This window comes from Anaerobacillus sp. ABD4_527 (genome assembly GCF_056160805.1).
Genome location: NZ_JBSWXZ010000001.1, coordinates 830,351 through 851,736, shown reverse-complemented (window position 1 = coordinate 851,736; position 21,386 = coordinate 830,351). Strand labels below are relative to the sequence as shown.

26 protein-coding genes are annotated in these 21,386 nt (G+C 41.2%); 24 read left to right on the top strand and 2 right to left on the bottom strand.

The annotated features are described in order from the left end of the window. The first annotated feature begins 9 nt into the window (after nt 1-9). From ypeB to rpsA, 5 genes are all read left to right on the top strand, one after another. The gene (gene ypeB, locus ACXAHI_RS04475) at nt 10-1,359 is read left to right on the top strand and encodes a germination protein YpeB (RefSeq protein WP_474846238.1); all 1,350 of its coding nucleotides are present in this window, start codon (nt 10-12) and stop codon (nt 1,357-1,359) included. A gap of 12 nt (nt 1,360-1,371) precedes the next feature. Then, the gene (locus ACXAHI_RS04470; RefSeq protein ID WP_474846236.1) at nt 1,372-1,539 is read left to right on the top strand and encodes a DUF5359 family protein; all 168 of its coding nucleotides are present in this window, start codon (nt 1,372-1,374) and stop codon (nt 1,537-1,539) included. A gap of 133 nt (nt 1,540-1,672) precedes the next feature. Continuing rightward, nucleotides 1,673-2,344, top strand: a complete 672-nt coding sequence (gene cmk, locus ACXAHI_RS04465; RefSeq protein WP_474846234.1) for a (d)CMP kinase — start codon at nt 1,673-1,675, stop codon at nt 2,342-2,344. 4 nt (nt 2,345-2,348) lie between these two features. Next, a complete protein-coding gene (locus ACXAHI_RS04460; RefSeq protein WP_474846232.1) occupies nt 2,349-2,930 on the top strand; it encodes a lysophospholipid acyltransferase family protein in 582 nt (193 codons plus the stop codon). 188 nt (nt 2,931-3,118) lie between these two features. Then, nucleotides 3,119-4,264, top strand: a complete 1,146-nt coding sequence (gene rpsA / locus ACXAHI_RS04455) for a 30S ribosomal protein S1 (RefSeq protein WP_270179074.1) — start codon at nt 3,119-3,121, stop codon at nt 4,262-4,264. 45 nt (nt 4,265-4,309) lie between these two features. Here rpsA and ACXAHI_RS04450 read toward each other — a convergent pair whose 3' ends face one another. Further along, entirely contained in the window at nt 4,310-4,447 is a 138-nt protein-coding gene (locus ACXAHI_RS04450) for a YpzI family protein (RefSeq protein ID WP_474846230.1), read from the bottom strand. 119 nt (nt 4,448-4,566) lie between these two features. Here ACXAHI_RS04450 and ACXAHI_RS04445 point away from each other — a divergent pair, with 119 nt between their 5' ends. From ACXAHI_RS04445 to ndk, 17 genes are all read left to right on the top strand, one after another. Further along, on the top strand, nt 4,567-5,169 hold the full coding sequence (locus ACXAHI_RS04445) for a YphA family membrane protein (RefSeq protein WP_474846228.1): 603 nt from the start codon (nt 4,567-4,569) through the stop codon (nt 5,167-5,169). Further along, nucleotides 5,166-6,056 (top strand): YIEGIA family protein, encoded by an 891-nt coding sequence (locus ACXAHI_RS04440; RefSeq protein ID WP_474846226.1) that lies wholly within the window; start codon nt 5,166-5,168, stop codon nt 6,054-6,056. Before ACXAHI_RS04445 ends, ACXAHI_RS04440 begins: the two co-directional genes overlap by 4 nt. Further along, nucleotides 6,053-6,238: a capping complex subunit for YIEGIA gene (locus ACXAHI_RS04435; protein WP_474846224.1), complete on the top strand. Its 186-nt coding sequence runs from the start codon at nt 6,053-6,055 to the stop codon at nt 6,236-6,238. The genes ACXAHI_RS04440 and ACXAHI_RS04435 overlap by 4 nt, the downstream gene beginning before the upstream one ends. Nucleotides 6,239-6,411: 173 nt before the next feature. Continuing rightward, nucleotides 6,412-7,725: a ribosome biogenesis GTPase Der gene (gene der, locus ACXAHI_RS04430; protein WP_474846222.1), complete on the top strand. Its 1,314-nt coding sequence runs from the start codon at nt 6,412-6,414 to the stop codon at nt 7,723-7,725. A 32-nt stretch (nt 7,726-7,757) separates the two neighbouring features. Beyond that, complete coding sequence (gene plsY / locus ACXAHI_RS04425) at nt 7,758-8,357, top strand: glycerol-3-phosphate 1-O-acyltransferase PlsY (RefSeq protein WP_270179068.1); 600 nt, start codon at nt 7,758-7,760, stop codon at nt 8,355-8,357. 13 nt (nt 8,358-8,370) lie between these two features. Continuing rightward, complete coding sequence (locus tag ACXAHI_RS04420; protein WP_474846220.1) at nt 8,371-9,423, top strand: NAD(P)H-dependent glycerol-3-phosphate dehydrogenase; 1,053 nt, start codon at nt 8,371-8,373, stop codon at nt 9,421-9,423. A gap of 85 nt (nt 9,424-9,508) precedes the next feature. After that, nucleotides 9,509-9,760, top strand: coding sequence for a stage VI sporulation protein F (locus ACXAHI_RS04415; RefSeq protein WP_270179066.1), 252 nt, complete (start codon nt 9,509-9,511; stop codon nt 9,758-9,760). Between the two features lie 254 nt (nt 9,761-10,014). Continuing rightward, nucleotides 10,015-10,212 (top strand): DUF2768 domain-containing protein, encoded by a 198-nt coding sequence (locus tag ACXAHI_RS04410; protein ID WP_270179065.1) that lies wholly within the window; start codon nt 10,015-10,017, stop codon nt 10,210-10,212. Between the two features lie 37 nt (nt 10,213-10,249). Beyond that, entirely contained in the window at nt 10,250-10,969 is a 720-nt protein-coding gene (locus ACXAHI_RS04405) for a hypothetical protein (RefSeq protein ID WP_474846218.1), read from the top strand. A gap of 220 nt (nt 10,970-11,189) precedes the next feature. Further along, complete coding sequence (gene spoIVA / locus ACXAHI_RS04400; protein WP_270179063.1) at nt 11,190-12,668, top strand: stage IV sporulation protein A; 1,479 nt, start codon at nt 11,190-11,192, stop codon at nt 12,666-12,668. 297 nt (nt 12,669-12,965) lie between these two features. Further along, entirely contained in the window at nt 12,966-13,238 is a 273-nt protein-coding gene (locus ACXAHI_RS04395; protein WP_224877993.1) for an HU family DNA-binding protein, read from the top strand. A gap of 118 nt (nt 13,239-13,356) precedes the next feature. Further along, nucleotides 13,357-13,923 carry a GTP cyclohydrolase I FolE gene (gene folE, locus ACXAHI_RS04390; protein ID WP_474811392.1) on the top strand — a complete coding sequence of 189 codons (567 nt, stop codon included), beginning with the start codon at nt 13,357-13,359 and terminating at the stop codon, nt 13,921-13,923. 21 nt (nt 13,924-13,944) lie between these two features. Beyond that, nucleotides 13,945-14,166: a trp RNA-binding attenuation protein MtrB gene (gene mtrB, locus ACXAHI_RS04385; RefSeq protein ID WP_224877989.1), complete on the top strand. Its 222-nt coding sequence runs from the start codon at nt 13,945-13,947 to the stop codon at nt 14,164-14,166. 126 nt (nt 14,167-14,292) lie between these two features. Continuing rightward, nucleotides 14,293-15,120, top strand: coding sequence for a heptaprenyl diphosphate synthase component 1 (locus tag ACXAHI_RS04380; RefSeq protein ID WP_474846216.1), 828 nt, complete (start codon nt 14,293-14,295; stop codon nt 15,118-15,120). Between the two features lie 4 nt (nt 15,121-15,124). Then, the gene (locus ACXAHI_RS04375; RefSeq protein ID WP_270179060.1) at nt 15,125-15,844 is read left to right on the top strand and encodes a demethylmenaquinone methyltransferase; all 720 of its coding nucleotides are present in this window, start codon (nt 15,125-15,127) and stop codon (nt 15,842-15,844) included. 32 nt (nt 15,845-15,876) lie between these two features. Beyond that, nucleotides 15,877-16,848, top strand: coding sequence for a heptaprenyl diphosphate synthase component II (gene hepT, locus ACXAHI_RS04370; RefSeq protein WP_474846214.1), 972 nt, complete (start codon nt 15,877-15,879; stop codon nt 16,846-16,848). Between the two features lie 99 nt (nt 16,849-16,947). Continuing rightward, a complete protein-coding gene (gene ndk, locus ACXAHI_RS04365; RefSeq protein WP_474835301.1) occupies nt 16,948-17,391 on the top strand; it encodes a nucleoside-diphosphate kinase in 444 nt (147 codons plus the stop codon). A gap of 66 nt (nt 17,392-17,457) precedes the next feature. Here ndk and ACXAHI_RS04360 read toward each other — a convergent pair whose 3' ends face one another. Further along, the gene (locus ACXAHI_RS04360; RefSeq protein ID WP_474846212.1) at nt 17,458-18,873 is read right to left on the bottom strand and encodes an amidase; all 1,416 of its coding nucleotides are present in this window, start codon (nt 18,871-18,873) and stop codon (nt 17,458-17,460) included. 259 nt (nt 18,874-19,132) lie between these two features. Here ACXAHI_RS04360 and aroC point away from each other — a divergent pair, with 259 nt between their 5' ends. Both aroC and aroB read left to right on the top strand, forming a co-directional pair. Next, entirely contained in the window at nt 19,133-20,305 is a 1,173-nt protein-coding gene (gene aroC, locus ACXAHI_RS04355) for a chorismate synthase (protein WP_474846210.1), read from the top strand. 3 nt (nt 20,306-20,308) lie between these two features. Continuing rightward, nucleotides 20,309-21,385 (top strand): 3-dehydroquinate synthase, encoded by a 1,077-nt coding sequence (gene aroB, locus ACXAHI_RS04350; RefSeq protein WP_474846209.1) that lies wholly within the window; start codon nt 20,309-20,311, stop codon nt 21,383-21,385. Nucleotide 21,386 lies beyond the last annotated feature (1 nt).

The following is a 21,386-nucleotide window of genomic DNA, read 5'->3' as shown; positions in this document are numbered from 1 at the left end:
GATTGAACAATGATTAGGTCTATATTGATTGGAGCACTGGCAATAGGTGTCGTTTCTACAAGTTATTGGGGATATAAAGAACACCAGGAGAAAAATGCAGTTTTGATCAATGCCGAAAATAACTATCAACGAGCGTTTCATGAGCTGAATTTTCATGTTGATGCTCTTGAAGAGAAGATCGGGTCGACTCTTGCGATGAGTTCTCGAGCTCGATTATCACCTGCACTTGCAGAAGTGTGGAGATTGACCTCAGAAGCTCAGAATGATGTCGGTCAGCTTCCGTTGACGCTGATGCCTTTTAACAAGACTGAGGAGTTTCTTTCAAATATAGGGCAGTTTAGCTATCGCGTAGCGGTTAGAGACCTTGATGAGAAACCTTTGTCTGATGATGAATATGACACGCTTAAAAAGCTGCATAAACACGCTACTGAAATTAAAAACGAACTAAGAAAAGTACAGGCTATGGTGATCAATCATAACTTGCGTTGGATGGATGTCGAGTTAGCGCTCGCTTCAGAAAAGCAGGCGCAAGATAACACGATCATCGACGGATTCAAAACAGTTGATAAACAAGTAGAAGGATATAGTGATGTGAATTGGGGGCCAGAAGTCACCCAGCTGAATGAAAAGAAAGAAAACCTTTCGAACAACGTACTAGGTGAGGAGGTTACAGAAGATGAAGCAAAGAAAGCTGTAATCGACTACTTGGATATTGAGAGTGATGCAAAAATCGATATCACCTCAACTGGTGAGAAAGCAGGGTATCAGGCATATAGTCTTTCGATCGAAAACCCCAAGAATAAATCAAGTGTAAATCTTGATGTTACGAAAAAAGGGGCTCATCCGATCTGGATCTTAATGGACCGTAAGATTGGAAAACAAAAAATCAGTTTAAATGAAGCAGCTACAAAAGCGGAGGCATTTCTAAAAGAACATGACATCACCAATATGGTGGTCTCTGAAAGCAGTCAGTATGATAAGATGGGCGTCTTCACGTTTGTTTATCAACAGGATGACATCAATATCTATCCTGACGCTATCCATATCAAAGTAGCACTAGATAATGGAGATATTGCTGGATATGAATCGATCGACTATTTAACAAATCATCAAAAAAGAGAATTGCCAAAGCCTGCTATGTCAAGAGAAGAAGCTTTAGCACAAATCAACGAGAGTGTTCAAATCATGGAGGAAGGATTAGGCGTCATCCGAAATGATCTTAACGAAGAAGTATTGTGTTATGAATTTATGGGTACGATTGATAATGAAACGTATCGCATCTTCATAAACGCAGAAAACTTACGAGAAGAAAAAGTAGAGAAGATGGACGGCACGGAAACAAATTATGATGAGCTATAGTGAGGTGAGGAAATGGGGAAAGTTGAGCGTTTGTTGATTAAGTTAGTTATGATACAGTTCGCGTTTCTCCTCATTGCTCAAACACTTCTTACTCATGAACCCTTTCGTATTTATCTCAGCAAAACATTGTATTATGAAGGGGTCGTGAACGGCGAACAGATGCCTTCTAAACGGCACTAGTTAATAGACCGTCTACTTTGATTGTGTTATGATTAACTTGAAACGTAGTGTACAAAAAAAGCAGGAATCCCTGCTTTTTTTGTACGTTGTAGAACTTATTTGGTGACCAATGAACGATGGGGGAAAGATGTTTATGAGAAGAAATATTAATATTGCAATAGATGGACCAGCAGGTGCTGGAAAAAGTACCGTAGCAAGAAGAGTAGCTGATAAGCTCTCTTTTCTATATATAGATACTGGTGCGATGTATCGAGCTCTAACTTATAAAGCGATCGAAAATAATGCGGACCTTGAAGATGGTCCTGTTCTTAAGAAGCTCCTAGATAAAACTGACATAGATCTTCAACTCGGTGAGAAAGACCAACATGTTTTGATCGATAGCATCGATGTAACAGAAGACATCCGCTCTTTAAAAGTTACGAACAACGTTTCTTTCGTTGCGAGACAAAGTGAAGTAAGAGGCGAAATGGTGAAACGTCAGCAGCTATTAGCTGAAAAAGGCGGCGTCGTGATGGATGGACGTGATATCGGAACTCACGTGCTTCCAAAAGCGGAACTAAAGGTGTTCTTAAGTGCTTCTGTAGAAGAAAGAGCTGCGCGTCGTTACAAAGAACTTGTTGATAATGGAATACAAGCTAACTACGACCAAATCAAAGAAGAAATAGCGCTACGGGATAAACGTGATTCAGAACGTGAGGTAGCACCACTTGTAAAAGCAGAAGATGCGATCGAAATCGATACAACGTCAATGACGATTTCTGAAGTGGTACATCATATTCTACTATTAGCGAAAGAGAGGGCTTGAAGCAGTGAGCTTATATGATGTGGGAAGAGGATTGTTCAAAGTCTATTTTAAACTTTTTAACAGAGTAACCGTTGTTGGTGAAGAAAACATTCCTTCTGATAAAGGGATTCTACTCTGTTCAAATCATATTAACAACCTTGATCCACCACTAGTTGGAGCGATGTGCCCACGACAGGTACGTTTTATGGCGAAGTCAGAACTATTTACAATCCCTGTGCTAGGTAAGTTGATCGATAAAGTTGGCGCTTTTCCGGTGAAAAGAGGGATGAGTGATAAACAAGCTCTCCGAAGTGGAATTGGCATCTTAAAAGATGGTGGAGTAGTTGGATTGTTTCCTGAAGGAACAAGAAGCAAAACTGGTCAGCTCGGAGAAGGGTTATCTGGTGCTGGTTTTTTCGCACTTCGTCCAGAGGTTAGAGTCGTACCTTGTGCAATTATGGGGTCTTACAAGCCGTTTGGAAAATTGAAGATCATCTATGGAAAACCAGTTGATCTATCACCTCTCCGTGAAGAACAGGGTGCAGCGAAGAAGGCTACACAGGCGATCATGAAAGAAATTCAACAACTAATCGATGCTAACCGTTAACATTTCATTATTTTCAAAAAAAATAAATAAATGTTGCAGGACACTTGACAAATTGACTGATTTTAGTGAAAGTTAAAGGAAAGGGTGATTAACTTTTCATAAAATTCTTTCGCTGATGGTAAGTGGAAGGCTTTTATAAATATTATTGAAAAGTTCTATTTCTTTTGGATTGAAGGAGGAGTTTGTCAATGGTTGAAGAGATGAATCAGGAAATGACTGAGTTCAAATCATTCGAAGTTGGAGATGTGGTGACTGGAAAGATCTCCAAAGTCGAAGAGAAACACGCATCGGTGGATGTGGGTTTTAAAATTGATGGAGTGCTGCCTATCAGCGAACTGTCAAGCCTTCACGTCGAAAAAGTCAGCGACGCACTCTCAGAAGGCGATGAAATAGAAGTGAAAGTGATCAAATTATCTGAGGACGAGCTAGTGCTTTCAAAGAAAGCAGTAGAAGCTGACAAAGCTTGGGATGAGCTCGAAGCAAAATATCAAAACAGCGAGGCTTTCGAAGTAGAGATTGCTGACGTTGTTAAAGGTGGACTAGTCGTTGACCTTGGAGTGCGTGGATTTATTCCTGCATCTCTTGTCGAGCGCCACTATGTTGAAGATTTTGCAGATTACAAGGGCAAGACCTTAAGTGTAAAGATCGTTGAATTTGATCCTGAAAAATCAAAAGTCATTCTTTCTCACCGCGCTGTGTTAGAGCAAGAGGCGGATGTGAAGAAGCAGGAAACACTGGCTTCTCTTCAAGCAGGACAGATCGTTGAAGGTACTGTTCAACGTCTTACTGATTTTGGTGCTTTTGTAGACATCGGTGGAGTAGATGGACTTGTGCATATCTCTCAGATGGCACATCACCGTGTTGAAACCCCATCCGAAGTTGTAGCAGAAGGACAAAAGGTAAACGTTAAAATTCTATCTGTGGATAGAGATAACGAACGTATCTCGCTATCCATTAAAGAAACGCTGCCTGGACCTTGGGAAGAAATCGAAGGCAAAGTAAAAGCTGGAGACGAAATCGAAGGTACGGTTAAACGTCTTGTAAGCTTCGGTGCATTTGTAGAAGTTGCACCTGGAGTAGAAGGACTCGTTCACATTTCTGAGATTTCAAACAAACACATTGGTACCCCTCACGAAGCACTATCAGAAGGGGAGCAAGTTCGAGTTAAAGTACTAGATGTAAATCTAAATGAAAAGCGCATCTCACTTAGCATTAAAGTACTAGAAGCAGAACAAGTGACGAGCCAGGTTGAAGAATATCAAAAAGATGGAGATGGAAATTCCCCGTTTTCCCTTGGAGATATGATCGGTGATCAACTGAAAAAGTATAAATAATGTTAAAGCTCTCTGCTGCAGCAGAGAGCTTTTTTGTGTTTAAAACTATTCTTGTCCGTTTCTTTTTCTTGCGTGATCAGGCCCTTCCATTGTAGAAGCTCCTTTATATTCTAGTGATTGATCGCGATCAGACTCTACACGATTCGATTTTTTTAGTTTTTTCTCCTGTCTATCTCTTCCCAAGATCATCCCTCCTTTGCTTTATTATCATGAAATAAAAGGGAAAACGTTATACATTTTTTAATTGTTGGTCTAATCACGAAGAATTTTTCCCATACTGAGCATAATAAGGAGTGATTGCTTTGGATGGGGCACTATTTATTTGGTTAAGTTGGATCGCTATCATCGTTCTTGTCTTCTTTGTTAAACCATCCCAAACTAACCAAAATATCGTCGTTTTAAGTTTAATCATGATTTGTGCAGCGAATGTGGAGATTTCGATCGTGGTTTTTAACGTGAACGGCGCATTGATTCTATGCTGGTTGATCGGCTATTTTATGTTAATGAAAACGCTACATAGTAAGAAGTTGTACGCTGCTCTAGTCGTTTTGATGCTTATGGCAGCTTACGCATCGATCGAACTCTTTTCTCTTTACGATCCAGTGTTTAGCTATCTATACACATCATGGTCTATCGCTCTTGCACTGTTTGTTATCGTCCATTTGACGGTACAAGGAGCAGGACAGAGGTGCGCGCTTCTGATGCTTGCGATCGTACAAGGAGAACTTATTATGGCGGTAATCTATTATCAGATGGGCATTCAAACTGTGATCGGTAGGTACAGCTCATTAGACATCATGGCGATATCTGTTACGGGCATCTTCATGTGGGAAGGGTTTGTTCAGCTTACGAGCCACCTGGAGAACGTTATGAAAAAACATCAAGAAAGACGTGGTTATTCATGAATGAATTTACGGTTCCGATCTTGTTTAGTGTAATCATCGGTACGTTATCTCGAATCTATATGTTTCGTACTGATTATCGTCAGTATCCTACTTATCCTCATGGGATGATCATCCATCTTGCATTAGGGTTTATTGCAGCTGCACTCGGAGCATTAGTAGTGCCTTCAATCATGTCAGAAGAATTTACAGCGGTTACTTTCCTGACACTTGCGGCTTCGCAATTTAGAGAAGTAAGAAATATGGAAAGAAAAACGTTAACAGAAATGGATACGTTAGAGTTGGTTCCAAGAGGAGCGTCTTATATCGAAGGAATTGCCGTTACGTTTGAAGGTAGGAATTATTTAGTGATCTTCATTTCTTTCATAACATCGATCGCTTATTTATCTTTGAACGTGTGGGCGTCTCTTGTGGCGGCTGTACTTTCATTTCTAGTAGCGAGAAAATATATGACCGGAAGTAAACTAGGGAAAATCGCGAATATTGAACATTCTTCCCTTTCTTTTGAAGGTGCGGGGTTATATGTAGACAATATTTATATTATGAACATTGGGATACCTGAAAGACAGGAAGAAATTTTGAAACATGGACTTGGATTTGTGATTAGTCCTAAAAACTTTGACGCTAGGATGACGATCGGAAATCTTGGACAGAGACAAGCCATTCTTCACGACCTAGCTATTTCTCTAGGAGTTTATCGTGACTCAGGGACGCCTGCGCTTGTTCCATTGATAAAACGTGACCTCGATGATGGGCGGATTGGCGTATTCATCCTGCCTCAGAATAATAATGTTGAACTTGCAAAAAAAATCATTTCGCAAGTGCCTACCCTTGAGAACGCTATTCGTATGCCCACTGAAACGAAAGAGAAGGGAAGTGATCAGTCGTGATCTTGGAAAAAGCGATACTGGCTGCTATTACGGATTCTGTACATAAAGTTCCGGTAGGTTCGAATGTGTTCGTTTGCGACACGAAGGCTGAAATGGATAAAGTTGCTGCGGAATTGGAAGCGATCCTTGACGGAATTGCCCATAAGTTGAGCAATGATGTGTATATTATCGTCAAACATTAGATAGATACTCTGTTGTTCATTGGTTGCTTTTTTGATAAGATATAAAAGCTATCAAGAGACTACACCCTTCTTAGTTAAGGAGGGTTTTTTACAATGAGCTACTGGAAAGTTTGTCCACGACTTTCTAGAGGTAAGCTTAAGATAGATACTTATTTTGAAAGGGCGTGTACATATTGGCCAAGCCAGTTGTCGCAATCGTCGGTCGTCCAAACGTTGGTAAATCGACTATATTTAATCGTATTGTAGGAGAAAGAATTTCAATTGTCGAAGATACACCAGGAGTAACAAGAGATCGTATTTATAGCTCAGCAGAATGGTTGAACCGTGATTTTCATATTATTGATACAGGTGGTATTGAAATTGGAGACGCTCCATTTCTTTCACAAATTCGTTATCAAGCTGAAATCGCAATCGATGAAGCTGATGTGATCATCTTTATGGTAAATGGTAGAGATGGCATCTCGAATGCGGATGAAGAAGTAGCAAAAATCCTATACCGCTCAAAGAAACCTGTCGTGCTAGCAGTCAATAAAATTGACAACCCTGAGCAACAAGCGTTGATTCATGATTTTTATTCATTAGGAGTGGGTGCTCCATTCCCAATTTCAGGATCGCACGGACTAGGTCTTGGGGACTTACTAGATGAAGTATTTAAATTCTTCCCTGACGAAGGTGAAATTGAATATGATGAAAACACAATCAAGTTTTCTGTTATCGGTCGTCCAAACGTTGGTAAATCGTCACTTGTTAACGCCATCTTGGGTGAAGAAAGGGTCATCGTTAGTAATGTAGCTGGTACAACTAGGGATGCGATCGATTCTTCCTTTACAAGAGAAGGACAGGATTATGTCATCATCGATACAGCCGGTATGCGAAAGCGTGGAAAAATTTACGAAAATACAGAAAAATACAGTGTACTACGCGCAATGAGAGGAATTGAACGTTCAGACGTTGTTCTCGTTGTCATCGATGGAGAAGAAGGAATCATCGAACAAGATAAGAAAGTAGCAGGCTATGCACACGAAGCTGGTAAAGCTGTCGTAATCGTAGTGAACAAATGGGATGCTGTTGAAAAAGACGATAAAACGATGCGTAACTTTGAACAAAAAATCCGAGATCATTTCTTGTATTTAAGCTATGCACCTATCGTTTTCCTTTCTGCAAAAACGAAGCAACGACTGCACACGTTACTACCTGTTATCAATACCGTTGCTGAGAATCACACGCTTCGAGTAAAAACAAATGTGTTGAACGAATTGATCATGGACTCTGTAGCGATGAACCCAACACCAACAGATAAGGGAAGAAGGCTAAAGATCAACTACGCGACTCAAGTTGCTGTAAAGCCACCTACTATCGTACTGTTTGTAAATGATCCTGAATTGCTACATTTCTCATATCGACGCTTTTTAGAAAATAGAATCCGAGAGACGTTTGGCTTCCAGGGAACTCCGCTTCGCATTCTTGCGAGAAAGAAGAGTGAATAAGGTTTAAGCATCTCATTTGAGGGGGGAATTCGATGATCGCAATTCTGATTTGCGTAGCTGCTTATCTTCTCGGGTCAGTTAGCTTCAGCTATTTAATCGCTCGAATTGTGAAAAAGATAGACATTAGAGAACATGGAAGCGGGAACGCAGGAGCGACCAACACTCTCAGGGTTTTGGGCACTGTACCTGCTGTCGTGGTTCTTTTACTCGATGTCCTAAAAGGCGTAATCGCTGTTTGGTTAGGTTATTGGTTTTCAGCGGAACCCATCGTGCCTTTCCTAGCTGGTATCGCCGCGATTATCGGTCATAATTGGCCGGTATTCTTCGGGTTTAGAGGTGGTAAAGGAGTGGCGACTACGATTGGAGTATTCGCTACGATCGCCTTTTTACCAGCACTGTATGCAGGTATCCTTGCAATCATAGCTATTTTTATTACGAGATATGTGTCACTTGGATCACTTATTTTTGTTGTGTTAACACCGGCATTTATCTTCTTACTTGGTGGAAATCCAGCATCTTATGTACTGCTAGGTTTTTTTGTAGCGATCTTATCGCTATTTAGACATCGTACAAACGTGAAGAGACTTCTATCAGGAAATGAGAGTAAGATTGGACAAAAAGTAGAGCAGTGAGGAGTGAGATAGAATGGCTACGATTTCAGTTATTGGTGCAGGAAGCTGGGGAACAGCGCTTGCGATCGTTCTTGCAGATAACAACCACAATGTAAAAATGTGGGCAAGACGAGAGGATCTAGCAACAGAAATTAATGAACATCATACGAATGAAAAATATTTGCCTGGTATCACCTTACCTACATCTCTACACGCTACTACGTCGCTTGCTGATTGTGTGGAAGGTGCGGAAGCGATATTACTCGTTACGCCTACGAAGGCATTAAGAGACGTGTTACCTGAGTTAAAAGGGTTAATCGCAGATCCTGTTTCGATTATCCATGCGAGTAAAGGTATTGAACCAGGGTCACTCATGCGTATATCACAAGTAATCGAAGAAGAAATTCCAGAGAATCTCAGAAAATCGGTCGTAGTGCTTTCTGGACCAAGTCATGCTGAAGAAGTAAGTCTTCGTCATCCGACGACCGTTACGGTTTCTTCTAAGAATATCAAGGAAGCTGAATATGCGCAGGATCTCTTTATCAATTCGAATTTTCGAGTCTACACGAATGATGACATCATAGGTGTTGAACTAGGAGGAGCTCTTAAGAATATTATTGCATTAGGAGCAGGGTTATCCGATGGTCTCGGTTATGGTGATAATGCGAAAGCGGCCCTTATCACAAGAGGTTTAGCAGAAATTGCGAGACTTGGAGCTTCGATGGGCGCAAACCCACTTACATTTATGGGTCTTACAGGAATAGGCGACCTCGTCGTGACATGCACCAGTGCTCACAGTAGAAACTGGCGTGCAGGCAATTTATTAGGTAAAGGAAATAGCCTCGATGAAGTGCTTGAGAACATGGGGATGGTCGTAGAAGGGGTTCGTACGACTAAGGCTGCTTATCATCTTGCTAAGGAACAGCAGGTAGAGATGCCGATCACATCCGTCTTATATGAAGTGCTCTTCAATAATATTGAGCCAAAAGATGGCGTAGACCAGCTTATGGGAAGATTAAGAACTCATGAAACAGAGGATCTTACATCGTTACTGGCTGATAAATTCGAATTGAATCGTAAACAATAGCATTCAATTAATTTAGATAGGGAAAGCACGAAGTATTCCTCCTTGCATACACTATGTTGAACCATAATGGTAAGGAGGAAACAGTGTGAGCGATTTGTTTGATAATATTGAAAAGAAAACCAATGTAAAAAAAGAAGACATATTTAAATTGGCTGACTCGGTCCAAGGCGCAGACTTTTCAGATGAACGAACTGTGCGAAGGCTAATTGCAAACGTTGCTCGTGTAGCCAACGTGCAGGTATCTAAAGAAAAGGAAGACAGGATCGTAAAGGCCATCGTGAATAAAAACATACCTTTGGATTTCGCTTCCATTGCAAAGTTATTCAGCCAAAAATAGGAAAAGTAAACGAAATTTAGGCGTTTAAACGATACCGGATGGATGAAATATCATATACTGATACAGAACGATTATTGAGCAGAAGCACACTTCAATGAAATTCATATAGTCAAAGCTGAGGAAAAGCCCCTTTCTTCAGCTTTTTATTTGTGGATACATAAAGAGTTCACTATTTTATCGAAAGGGGTTAGGACTGATCGGTTAAATTTTGATATAATGGTGGGCAGCAGTTAGATTAGACTGGAGGAACGTATATGTCACCGGCATTAATAAAAATGTGGGTAGCGCTATCATCAATGGGGTTGATGTTCGTCGCTGTACTCGCGATCATGTTCAGTAGAGCTAAATTAAATGGAGTATTAAAAGTACTCGTGTCAACCTTCGCTTATTTATGCATGTTCACTTCGGGTGTTCTCATGCTCCTCGTTGTTTTTACAGGTCCAACAGACTGAGGAGTTCTCGAAATATTACGTTGAAGGACTGAAAATAATGAAAAAAATTGGACTAAATCTTCTTTTATGGACAAGCCTTTTACTAATTCTCTCTGGGTGTTTATATCCAGAAAGTAGAAAAGGCGAAAATAGGATACCCTATACAGATCAAATCGAGTCGGTTCAGACGGCTGTCAAACAATATCAAGAAAATAAGTCTGTGCTTCCAATCAAAACGAGGGAACAAGGTACGCCTATCTATCAAAAATATCCGATCGACTTTAAAAAGTTAGTACCAGCTTATTTGCAAGAGCCACCAGGAAACGCTTTCGAAAATGGGGGCGTCTTTCAATATGTACTGATAAATGTAGAAGAAGATCCGATGGTTCGAATATTGGATTTGATTATCGTTGAAGAAGTAAAAGACTTGCAAATGAGAATCAATGATTATCGAAGAAACCATAAGTATCCACCGTTCAAAGACATTTTAGCTAAAGATCGATACTCTATCGATTACGAAAAGCTAGGATTGGACAGCGAACCAATGATTAAAAGCCCTTTCACAAACGATGATCTTCCTTTTTTCCTCGATGAAGAAGGAAACGTTCATGTGGATTATCGAAGCGATCTAAACAAGGCGATTACGAATAATCCTGATCATTCCTTTGAAGAAGGAGATGATATCAGGGACTTATTAGCTTTTAATTCTTTCTACGTTCCAGTTTCGTCCGTACCCTATACAATTGAAAATGGTAAAGCTGTTTTTTTAGCAAAATAGGTATTTTCCCTTCTCTTTAGCAATACAACTATTAAAAAGAGGAGGGACTTTTTTATGTGGAGGATTTATAGAGGAGGCAAGGTGTTTCTCGTAAATCAAATGCTTTTACTGTGATTTGTCATATTTATTGGACAACATCATAGAATGATAGTGTCCAAGTAAGTCTGCGGTCAGTATTGAATTATTCCATCCAATGAGGTGGAATTCAGGAGGCGATCACGTGGAGAGAGTGGATATCTTCAAAGATATCGCAGAGCGTACAGGAGGAGATATATACCTGGGGGTCGTAGGTTCTGTTAGAACAGGCAAATCAACATTCATCAAAAAGTTTATGGAGTTAATCGTACTGCCGAATATGGAAAGTGACTCCGATCGTGCAAGAGCACAGGATGAACTCCCACAAAGTGCTGCAGGGCGCACGATTATGACCACTGAACCAAAATTTGTACCTAACCATGCCATTCAAATTCATGTCGAGGATGGACTAGATGTTAATGTAAGGCTTGTAGACTGTGTAGGATATGCTGTTCCAGGTGCAAAGGGATATGAAGATGATGATGGACCAAGAATGATCAATACACCTTGGTACGAAGAACCGATCCCATTCCAAGAAGCAGCTGAGATCGGTACACGTAAAGTCATCCAGGAGCATTCCACTCTCGGTGTAGTGATCACGACAGATGGATCTATCGGTGAAATTCCTCGTCATGATTATCTTGAGTCAGAAGAAAGAGTGGTTGAAGAATTAAAAGAAGTTGGAAAGCCGTTTATTATGATCGTCAATTCGGCTCATCCGCACCACCCTCAAACAGAAGCATTAAGAGGAGACTTATCCAATAAATACGATATTCCTGTTATCTCACTCAGCGTTGAGAGCATGACAGAGCATGATATCAACAACGTGATGAGAGAAGTTCTTTATGAATTCCCAGTTTTAGAAGTGAATGTGAACCTACCGAGCTGGGTGATGGTGCTCCATCAAGATCACTGGCTACGCCAGAACTACGAAGAATCCGTTAGAGAAACGGTTAAAGACATTAAGCGTTTACGGGATGTGGATCGAGTAGTAGGCAATTTTGAAGAGTTTGAGTTCATTCAAAATGCTCGTTTAGCTGGAATTGAAATGGGTCAGGGAATCGCAGAAATCGACCTTTATGCTCCTGAAGACTTATACGACCAGATATTAAAAGAAGTTGTTGGGGTTGAAATAAGAGGGAAAGATCACTTGCTTCAGTTGATGCAAGAATTTGCATTCGCGAAAGCTGAATATGACCAGGTTTCAGATGCCCTTCGAATGGTGAGACAAACTGGTTACGGAATTGCAGCGCCATCGATTGAAGATATGAGCCTCGATGAGCCTGAAATCATCCGTCAAGGATCAAGGTTTGGAGTAAGGCTAAAAGCTGTTGCGCCATCAATCCATATGATAAAAGTTGATGTCGAGTCAGAGTTTGCTCCAATTATCGGGACAGAGAAACAAAGTGAGGAGCTCGTAAGGTATTTGATGCAAGATTTTGAAGAAGATCCATTATCGATCTGGAATTCTGATATATTTGGAAGGTCTTTGAACTCTATCGTAAGAGAAGGCATCCAAGCAAAACTTGGTCTTATGCCTGAAAATGCGCGATATAAGCTAAAAGAAACCTTAGAGCGAATTATCAACGAAGGTTCAGGCGGATTAATTGCGATCATATTATAATTAAGCCGACTCCAATAGCTGGAGTCGGTTTTTCGCATGTTCAGGAAACAATTGCAAGATGGTCTTCATTACTTTTCAAAAGTTTGATATAAAGCGTTTACAATTAGGTAAAATAGCGGATAATAGAGAAAAAATCCCTTAAAAAAGGCTTAAATCGGGACAAACATATTGAATTCTTCAGCGTCTTCGTATATTATAGGGCTTGCAAACGTACTAAACGTGCATTGCTCCGTATAAATATCGGATATTTTGTGAATGAATGTATGTATGCATCTCTCTTGAGAGGAGGTGAACGGAATGAACAAGACAGATCTTATCAATTCTGTTGCAGAATCTGCAGAGCTTTCTAAGAAAGAAGCTACAAAAGCTGTTGATGCAGTTTTTGATAACATTATGCAGTCCTTGCAAGAAGGTGACAAAGTTCAACTAATTGGTTTTGGTAACTTTGAAGTCCGTGAGCGTTCTGCTCGTAAAGGGCGCAACCCTCAAACTGGCGAAGAGATTGAAATCGCTGCAAGCAAGGTACCTGCTTTTAAACCTGGTAAAGCCCTTAAGGATGCAGTTAAGTAAATACATAGGGCAAAAGAAGAGTCGCACCTTATGCGACTCTTCTTTTTTGCTAACTGATCCTCCGTGTGCTAAAATTTTCATATGTATTGTAAGGTCCTGAATGGAGGAGTAAAGAACAATGTTTGAAGTTAATCATGGAAAGATACAAGAGGCAGTTAAAATGATCCTAGAAGCGATCGGCGAGGATCCTGAGCGCGAAGGCTTACAAGATACACCAAAACGTGTTGCAAGAATGTATGAAGAGATTTTCCAGGGACTTAATCAAGATCCAAAAGAACATTTCCAAACGATATTTGGAGAGGATCATGAAGAATTAGTCCTTGTTAAAGATATACCATTCTATTCAACGTGTGAGCATCACCTAGTTCCTTTCTTTGGGAAAGCTCACGTTGCATATATACCAAAAGGCGGCAAGGTTACTGGTCTGAGTAAACTTGCTAGAGCAGTAGAAGCTGTTACGAAACGTCCACAGCTTCAGGAACGTATCACATCAACGATTGCGAATACGATGGTCGACACACTCGAACCTCATGGTGTGATGGTCGTTGTAGAAGCTGAGCATATGTGTATGACGATGAGAGGCGTGAAGAAGCCAGGCTCTTCAACAGTTACTTCTGCAGTAAGAGGAATCTTTGAAACGGATACTGCTGCTAGAGCAGAAGTACTTGGTTTAATTAAAGGTTAATCCTGATTCAGGAGGGATATCATGAAATTAGAGAACAATGATTTCTTTGTTATTAAAGCTCTTGAGAATGGTGTGAACGTTATTGGATTAACACGTGGGTCTGATACGAGATTCCATCATTCTGAGAAGCTCGATAAAGGTGAGGTAATGATCGCGCAGTTTACCGAGCATACTTCTGCTGTGAAAATTAGAGGGAAGGCCGTTATTCAAACTAGCCATGGTGAGATTAACAACGATGAGTAAAGCAGGGTATTAAAGCCTGCTTTTCTTCATTTGGCACCGCTTCAGTTCCGTTTTAGCACAAGCCTTCTTGTGCTATACTAAGTATAAATACATACTCTACTGGAAGATACGTTAGGGGTAAGGGATATGAAGAATTCTATGGATCATAAACATCAACAACTAAACGTCGTACGTGAGATGTTGCATGCTCGATTGGCACATTCTTACTTGCTTCGTTTCATCGATATACCAGTTATCGATGAGGAGAAGCTGTATCTGTTCCACGAGATGCTAGAGCAGACCTCTTTAGAGAAGGAAAGAAAGCAGGATACATTGCTCTCTATCATGCTTGTGCAGATAGCATTAGACACTCACGAACGTATCTCACTGAAAGATATTCAAAATGAAGGTGAGCGTAAGACAAGACAGCTGACTGTCTTAGCGGGGGACTATTTCAGTAGCATGTATTACCATATCCTTTCTAAATGGCAAGACAACGATTTGATTCGTACGTTATCTGGAGCGATCCAAGAAATCAATGAATCAAAGATGGCTTTTTACCATGCGGATGATCAGTCTGTTGATCATCTATTCAAAAACTTGAAGGATATAGAATCCATCTTGATACGAAAGGTTGCAGAACATTTCGATCTTGATGAATGGAAGTCGTTCGGTACCCAATATTTTTATTTGAATCGCCTGCTTTTTGAAAGAAAACAAGAGTTAATTCAGACAGGGACCAACCTTCTTCACAAAATCGCCTTCACGTTTCTTTCAGTTAAAGGATCTACATTGACCACCGAACAAACGGCAAAGGCAAGGTCAGTTCTAGATTCGTACGTTGAACATGCTAAGAAGGACATCGATTTTCTATTTCAACAGTATTCTGATTTTCATCGCTGGTTTCATAATAGGCATGAATTTTACTGGGGAATGAACGGTGTACATGAGAAGAAAATGGCGGAAGAGGGATAAATAGATGGCTACCACCAAAGAAGAACGCGTTCATCAAGTGTTTCAATCCATTTCAAAACGATACGACGTGATGAATTCTGTCATCAGTTTTCAGCGTCATAAAGCTTGGCGCAAAGATACGATGAGACGAATGGAAGTAAAAGAAGGAGCAAGAGCGCTCGATGTATGTTGTGGTACAGCGGATTGGACGCTTGCAATGGCAGAAGCAGTAGGTGAAAGTGGAGAGGCGATCGGGCTAGATTTTAGTGAAAATATGCTCGAAGTCGGAAAAGAAAAAGTAAAGAATCAAGAAAAGTCGAATGTGACGCTCATCCACGGAAATGCGATGGAGCTTCCTTTTGATAATAATTCTTTTGATTACGTCACGATTGGATTTGGACTGCGAAACGTACCAGATTACGATCAGGTGATAAAAGAAATGTATAGAGTTGTGAAACCAGGAGGTCGTGTCGTTTGTCTTGAAACCTCTCAACCGACGTTACCTGTTTTCCGACAAGTGTATTATGGGTATTTTAAGTTTGTCATGCCTTTACTCGGCAAAATGTTTGCTAAAAGCTATAACGAGTACTCCTGGTTACAGGAATCAGCTAGTTCTTTCCCAGGTGCGGAAGAATTAAGAAAGCTTTTTCTTTCGAACGGCTTCGAGCGGGTAGATGTGAAGCCTTACTCTGGCGGAGCTGCTGCAATGCATATGGGCTTTAAACCAGAAAAAATCAACCATTAAAGATATTTGTGAAAATCAGTTAGGTGGATCTCATGAAACTAACAACGATATATGCCTCATTAAAAAAAGATTTAACTTTCATAGAGTCAGAACTCGAACAGACGGTGAATGCTCACCATCCAGTCTTGCGAGATGCATCTAACCACCTTCTTAAAGCAGGGGGGAAAAGGATACGTCCCGTTTTTGTACTGCTTTCAGGGAAGTTCGGGGATTATGACCTGTTAAAAATGAAGAATGTTGCGGTTGCATTAGAGCTGATCCATATGGCCTCACTCGTTCATGACGATGTGATCGATGATGCTGAAATGAGAAGAGGAGCCAAAACCATTAAAGCCCAGTGGGACAACCGTGTCGCGATGTATACGGGGGACTACATCTTTGCCAGAGCCCTTGAGTTAGTTACAGAACTAGAAGATCCTGAAGCAAACAGCATTTTGTCAAATGCAATCCTAGAAATGTGTATCGGTGAAATAGAGCAAATAAGAGATCAGTTTAATTGGAATCAGAATGTAAGAGATTACTTTAGAAGGATCAAGCGGAAAACCGCGCTCCTGATTTCGATTTCATGTGAACTTGGGGCCGTTGCTGCTGGGGCATCTAAAGCTGAACAGTGGCACCTCAAGCAATTCGGTTATTTTGTAGGGATGGCCTACCAGATCACAGATGATATTTTAGATTACACAGGTACTGTTAGGGAACTAGGGAAGCCTGCTGGTGGAGATCTTCTTCAAGGGAACATCACGTTACCCGTTCTCTATGCGATGCATCAGGGGAATGCAAAACATGACATCATGAATGTATTTTCAGATGGAAAACCAGTATCACAACGTGAAGTGGATCAGGTTCTCTCCATCGTAAAGTCTTCTGGGGGAATAGAATTCGCTCGAGAGATTAGTGATCGCTACCTTCAAAAAGCATTTCAAGCGCTAGAGCATCTACCATCAACTTCTTCGAGAACCTCACTCAAGCAAATCGCAGAATACATAGGGAAAAGAAAACATTAAAAGTAATGTTGTTATTTTTTCGAAAATTTGATAGAATTTGGAGGGCAGAAAACGCTTTCTGCCCAATACATATAACTTGTTGAAAGTGAGGAGATTTACATGGAGAAAACGTTTTTGATGGTAAAGCCTGACGGCGTTCAAAGAAACCTTATCGGTGAAATCGTATCTCGTTTCGAGAAAAAAGGTTTTAATTTGGTGGGAGCTAAATTGATGACGGTTTCAAAAGAGCTAGCAGAAAACCATTATGGTGAACATAAAGAGCGTCCTTTCTTTGGAGAACTCGTTGATTTCATTACTTCTGGACCTGTCTTTGCAATGGTATGGGAAGGTGAGAACGTAATCTCAACAGCTCGTACGATGATGGGTGCAACAAACCCGAAGGATGCTGCTCCTGGTACAATTCGTGGGGACTACGGTGTTCAGGTTAGCATGAACGTTATCCATGGTTCTGATTCTCCTGAAAGTGCTGAGCGTGAGGTATCACTGTTCTTCAACGAAAATGAAGTAAATGAGTACTCAAAGACCATCTCTAAGTGGGTTTAATTTTTTAAGTCTTATGAAAGCGCTTATATACAACCGACCGGACAATTTGTCCGGTCGGTTGTTTTTTTATAAGCTTGGTGAGCTGGTGCCGTTTGCAGTTTCAATTACGCTTGCAATGCGAAGAAGGATCGAATCGTTAAATTTACTTGCTGAAGCCTGTAATCCAACGGGCAAACCACCTGAAAACCCTGCTGGGATCGAGGCAGCTGGATGTCCTGTACAATTGTAGAGCTGTGTCATCATCCAGTCAGAGATGGGCGCTGCATCCTTACCGTTTATTCGATCAGGACCTTCTATATCGTATGGGAAAGCGGTAACGCCTAGGACAGGGGATAGCAAAGCATCATATTCGCTGTAAATATGCTGTAACGTATTCCAAATAACAGTTCGCAGCTCCTCCGTTCTACGAAGTTCGACCGCACTGATCGTTCTCCCCTCATCGATCATAGTTGCTACTGAAGAACCAAAGGATGCGGGGTTTCGGTCATAGAGATCGCCGTACGCTGTAGCGAGACCCGCATACCACATTCTATTAAAGAAAGATATTAATTCTCTGAGATCTAACCCAAAGTCAATTGGTACCTCTACTATTTTTGCACCGTACTCTTCTAAAATAGGTAGAACGCTCTCAATAACGCTGCTTACCTCAGAATCACACTCATATAATCCAAAATTTCGCGTGTAAGCAAATGTCATCCCTTTTATTCCTTTAAGCGCTTCTTCATATAAATTTTCTTTTACAAGAGGCACTGAATAAGGGTCGTTGGGCTCATACCCTTCAAGTATTGAGAGAAGGAGAGCGGAATCTTCTACCCTTCTACTCAAAGGTCCAAAATGAACGTATGGCTGTGTTGTACCAAATCGATTAATAGGTGAACTATCGAATGGAACTCGACCGAAAGTAGGCTTTAACCCGAAAATTCCGTTAAAGCTCGCTGGAATACGTATTGAACCGCCTCCGTCGCTTCCTTCTGCTAGTGGAACGCATTTGCTTGCAACGGCAGCTCCTGAACCACCGCTCGATCCACCTGCAGTCATAGAGGGATTCCAAGGATTCTTGGCAGGGCCTACAATTTCGTTATCCGTTGTACCTTTATGTCCAAATTCAGGTGTGTTCGTTTTTCCAACGATGATCGCTCCCGAATGTTTAATACGTTTGACGATTGTCGGTTCATGTGTCGCAATATGGTCTTTAAAGAGCTGTGAGCCAAACGTTGTACGTCTTCCTCGAACGGGTGTCAGGTCTTTTAGTGCGATCGGAACGCCGTGAAGTGGACCGAGGCTTTCTCCTCTCATCAAACGGTCTTCTGCTGATTTTGCTTCTTGTAATGCTTCGTTTCTAAAGACAGAAACAAACATATTCAGTTTCCCATTAAGCTGGTCGATTCGATCTAAGTGTGCTGAAACAACATCGACTGGGGAAATCTCTTTGTGAGCGATCAGCCTCGCCATTTCTTTGGCACTCATGTCTATAATGTTCACTGTATCACTTCCTAAAATGGTCTATGAGTTTAACTTTAGCGAAAAATAAGGGAGTGAGCAATTTATTAGACGAGCTTGTAAGAAAACATTTTTGTTAACATGAAGGTACACCAGCTTCAATAAAGAAGACGTCTACGGTGTTTTTTGAATTTTAATAGGAATTCGTAATGTCAGAATCGAAAAAATCATTACACGGATGTTTTTCATTATGATATAGTAGTACGTAAAAGCGCCAAAGTGTATTGGAGGAGGAAGTAGGATGAGATACTTAACAGCAGGAGAATCGCATGGACCACAATTAACAACAATTCTAGAAGGGGTACCTGCAGGACTAGAACTTCTTGCAGAAGACATAGATACAGAATTAGCCAGAAGGCAGCTAGGTTATGGACGCGGACGAAGAATGCAAATTGAGAAAGACCGGGTTCAGATTATGAGTGGAGTTCGCCATGGAAAAACCACAGGTGCTCCTATTACGCTTGTTGTTGAAAACAAAGATTGGACACATTGGAAAAACTACATGGGAGCTGAGCCTCTTACAGAATCGCAAGAGAAGAATATGAAACGTCAAATCTCTCGCCCAAGGCCAGGACATGCGGATCTAAATGGGGCGATAAAATATGGTCATCGCGATATGAGAAATGTTCTTGAACGATCTTCTGCACGTGAAACGACCGTTCGAGTCGCTGCAGGTGCGGTAGCAAAAAAGCTATTAAAGACGCTCGGAATTAACGTCGCAGGGCACGTTCGTATGATCGGTGGTATCGAGAGCAATTATAGTGGAGGAATGTCGCTAGAGGAGATGCAGCGTATTTCAGAAGAATCACCTGTTCGAAGCCTTGATGAAGTAGCTGGTGAAAAGATGATGAAAGCGATCGACGATGCGAAGAGTAATGGAGATTCGATCGGAGGCATCGTTGAAGCAGTCGTAGAGGGAGTACCGATCGGGTTAGGGAGTCACGTTCAATTTGATCGAAAGCTCGACTCCAAAATAGCTGCCGCCATCGTTAGCATCAATGCGTTTAAAGGTGTTGAATTTGGAATTGGATTTGAAGCTGCTAGACTTCCAGGCAGTGAAGTGCATGATGAAATACAATGGTCGAAGGAAGAAGGGTACACTCGAAAAACGAATCGTCTTGGTGGTTTTGAAGGTGGGATGACGACTGGGATGCCAATCGTTGTAAAAGGCGTTATGAAGCCAATCCCTACTTTGTACAAGCCACTACAAAGTGTTGATATCGATTCGAAAGAACCGTTCAATGCTAGCATCGAACGATCTGATAGCTGCGCTGTACCGGCAGCTAGTGTGGTAGCTGAGAATGTTGTCGCATGGGAGATCGCATCTTCATTACTAGAAAAGTTTGGACACGATCGTATTGAAGAGATCGCAAGCAACCTCAGTCAATACAAATCATACAGTCAGGAGTTTTAATTCATGGAATCAATGGTGATCGATACGACTAACAGAAGCTACCCCGTCTATATCGGGGTAGGGATAAGTAGGAATTGGCAGAAACTTATCGATCAGCTTCACCCTTATTCCAAATACTTCTTAATTACTGATGAGACGGTATCTGAAAAGTACCTTTCTTCTTTTTTAGACGAAGAAAAAGACATTTTTGTACACGTTATCCCTTCTGGCGAGACGTCCAAATCAATGGAACAATATGCAGCGTGCTTAACGGCGATGTTAGAAGCGGGGCTCGACCGGAAGTCTTGTGTCATCGCGCTAGGTGGCGGCGTCGTAGGGGATTTAGCTGGCTTTGCAGCTGCTACTTACATGAGGGGCATCGATTTTGTTCAAGTGCCGACTACCCTTCTCGCACATGATTCTAGCGTGGGTGGAAAAACAGGTATCAACCATACTTATGGGAAAAACGTGATCGGAGCGTTTCATCAGCCTGTTGCTGTTATTTATGATGTGAACTTTCTACGTACGTTACCGATCAAAGAGTGGCGATCTGGTTTTAGTGAAGTGATCAAACACGCCTTTATACAAGATGAAGCCTTTCTAGATTGGCTTATGAGTCGTGGGAAACGAGTAGAGTCTTATACGGACGAAGAATTAGAATATATCATCAAAAAAGGGATTAGTATCAAAGGGAAGATCGTAAAAGAAGATGAACGAGAAAAGGGTGTGAGGGCTCACCTTAATTTTGGTCATACACTTGGTCATGCGATAGAGGCTGAGCTTGGTTATGGCGTTATCACGCATGGTGAAGCTGTTGCGATCGGTATGATCTACGCACTAAGGCTGAGCGAATCATATTATTCAGTCGATCTTCGTATTCATGATATAGAGAAGTGGTTTTCACAAATGGAGCTTCCGACCGCCGTCCCTAAATCTTTAAACGCTAATCGACTAGTGAAACGGATGAAAAAAGACAAAAAAGCAGAAAATCAGAACTTGTCATTTGTTCTTTTGAAGAAAATCGGTGAGCCACAAAGGGTAACGATCGATGACAACGCCGCTTTGAAGCTGCTTGAAACAAGTTTTGAAGGGGGAGAGTAAA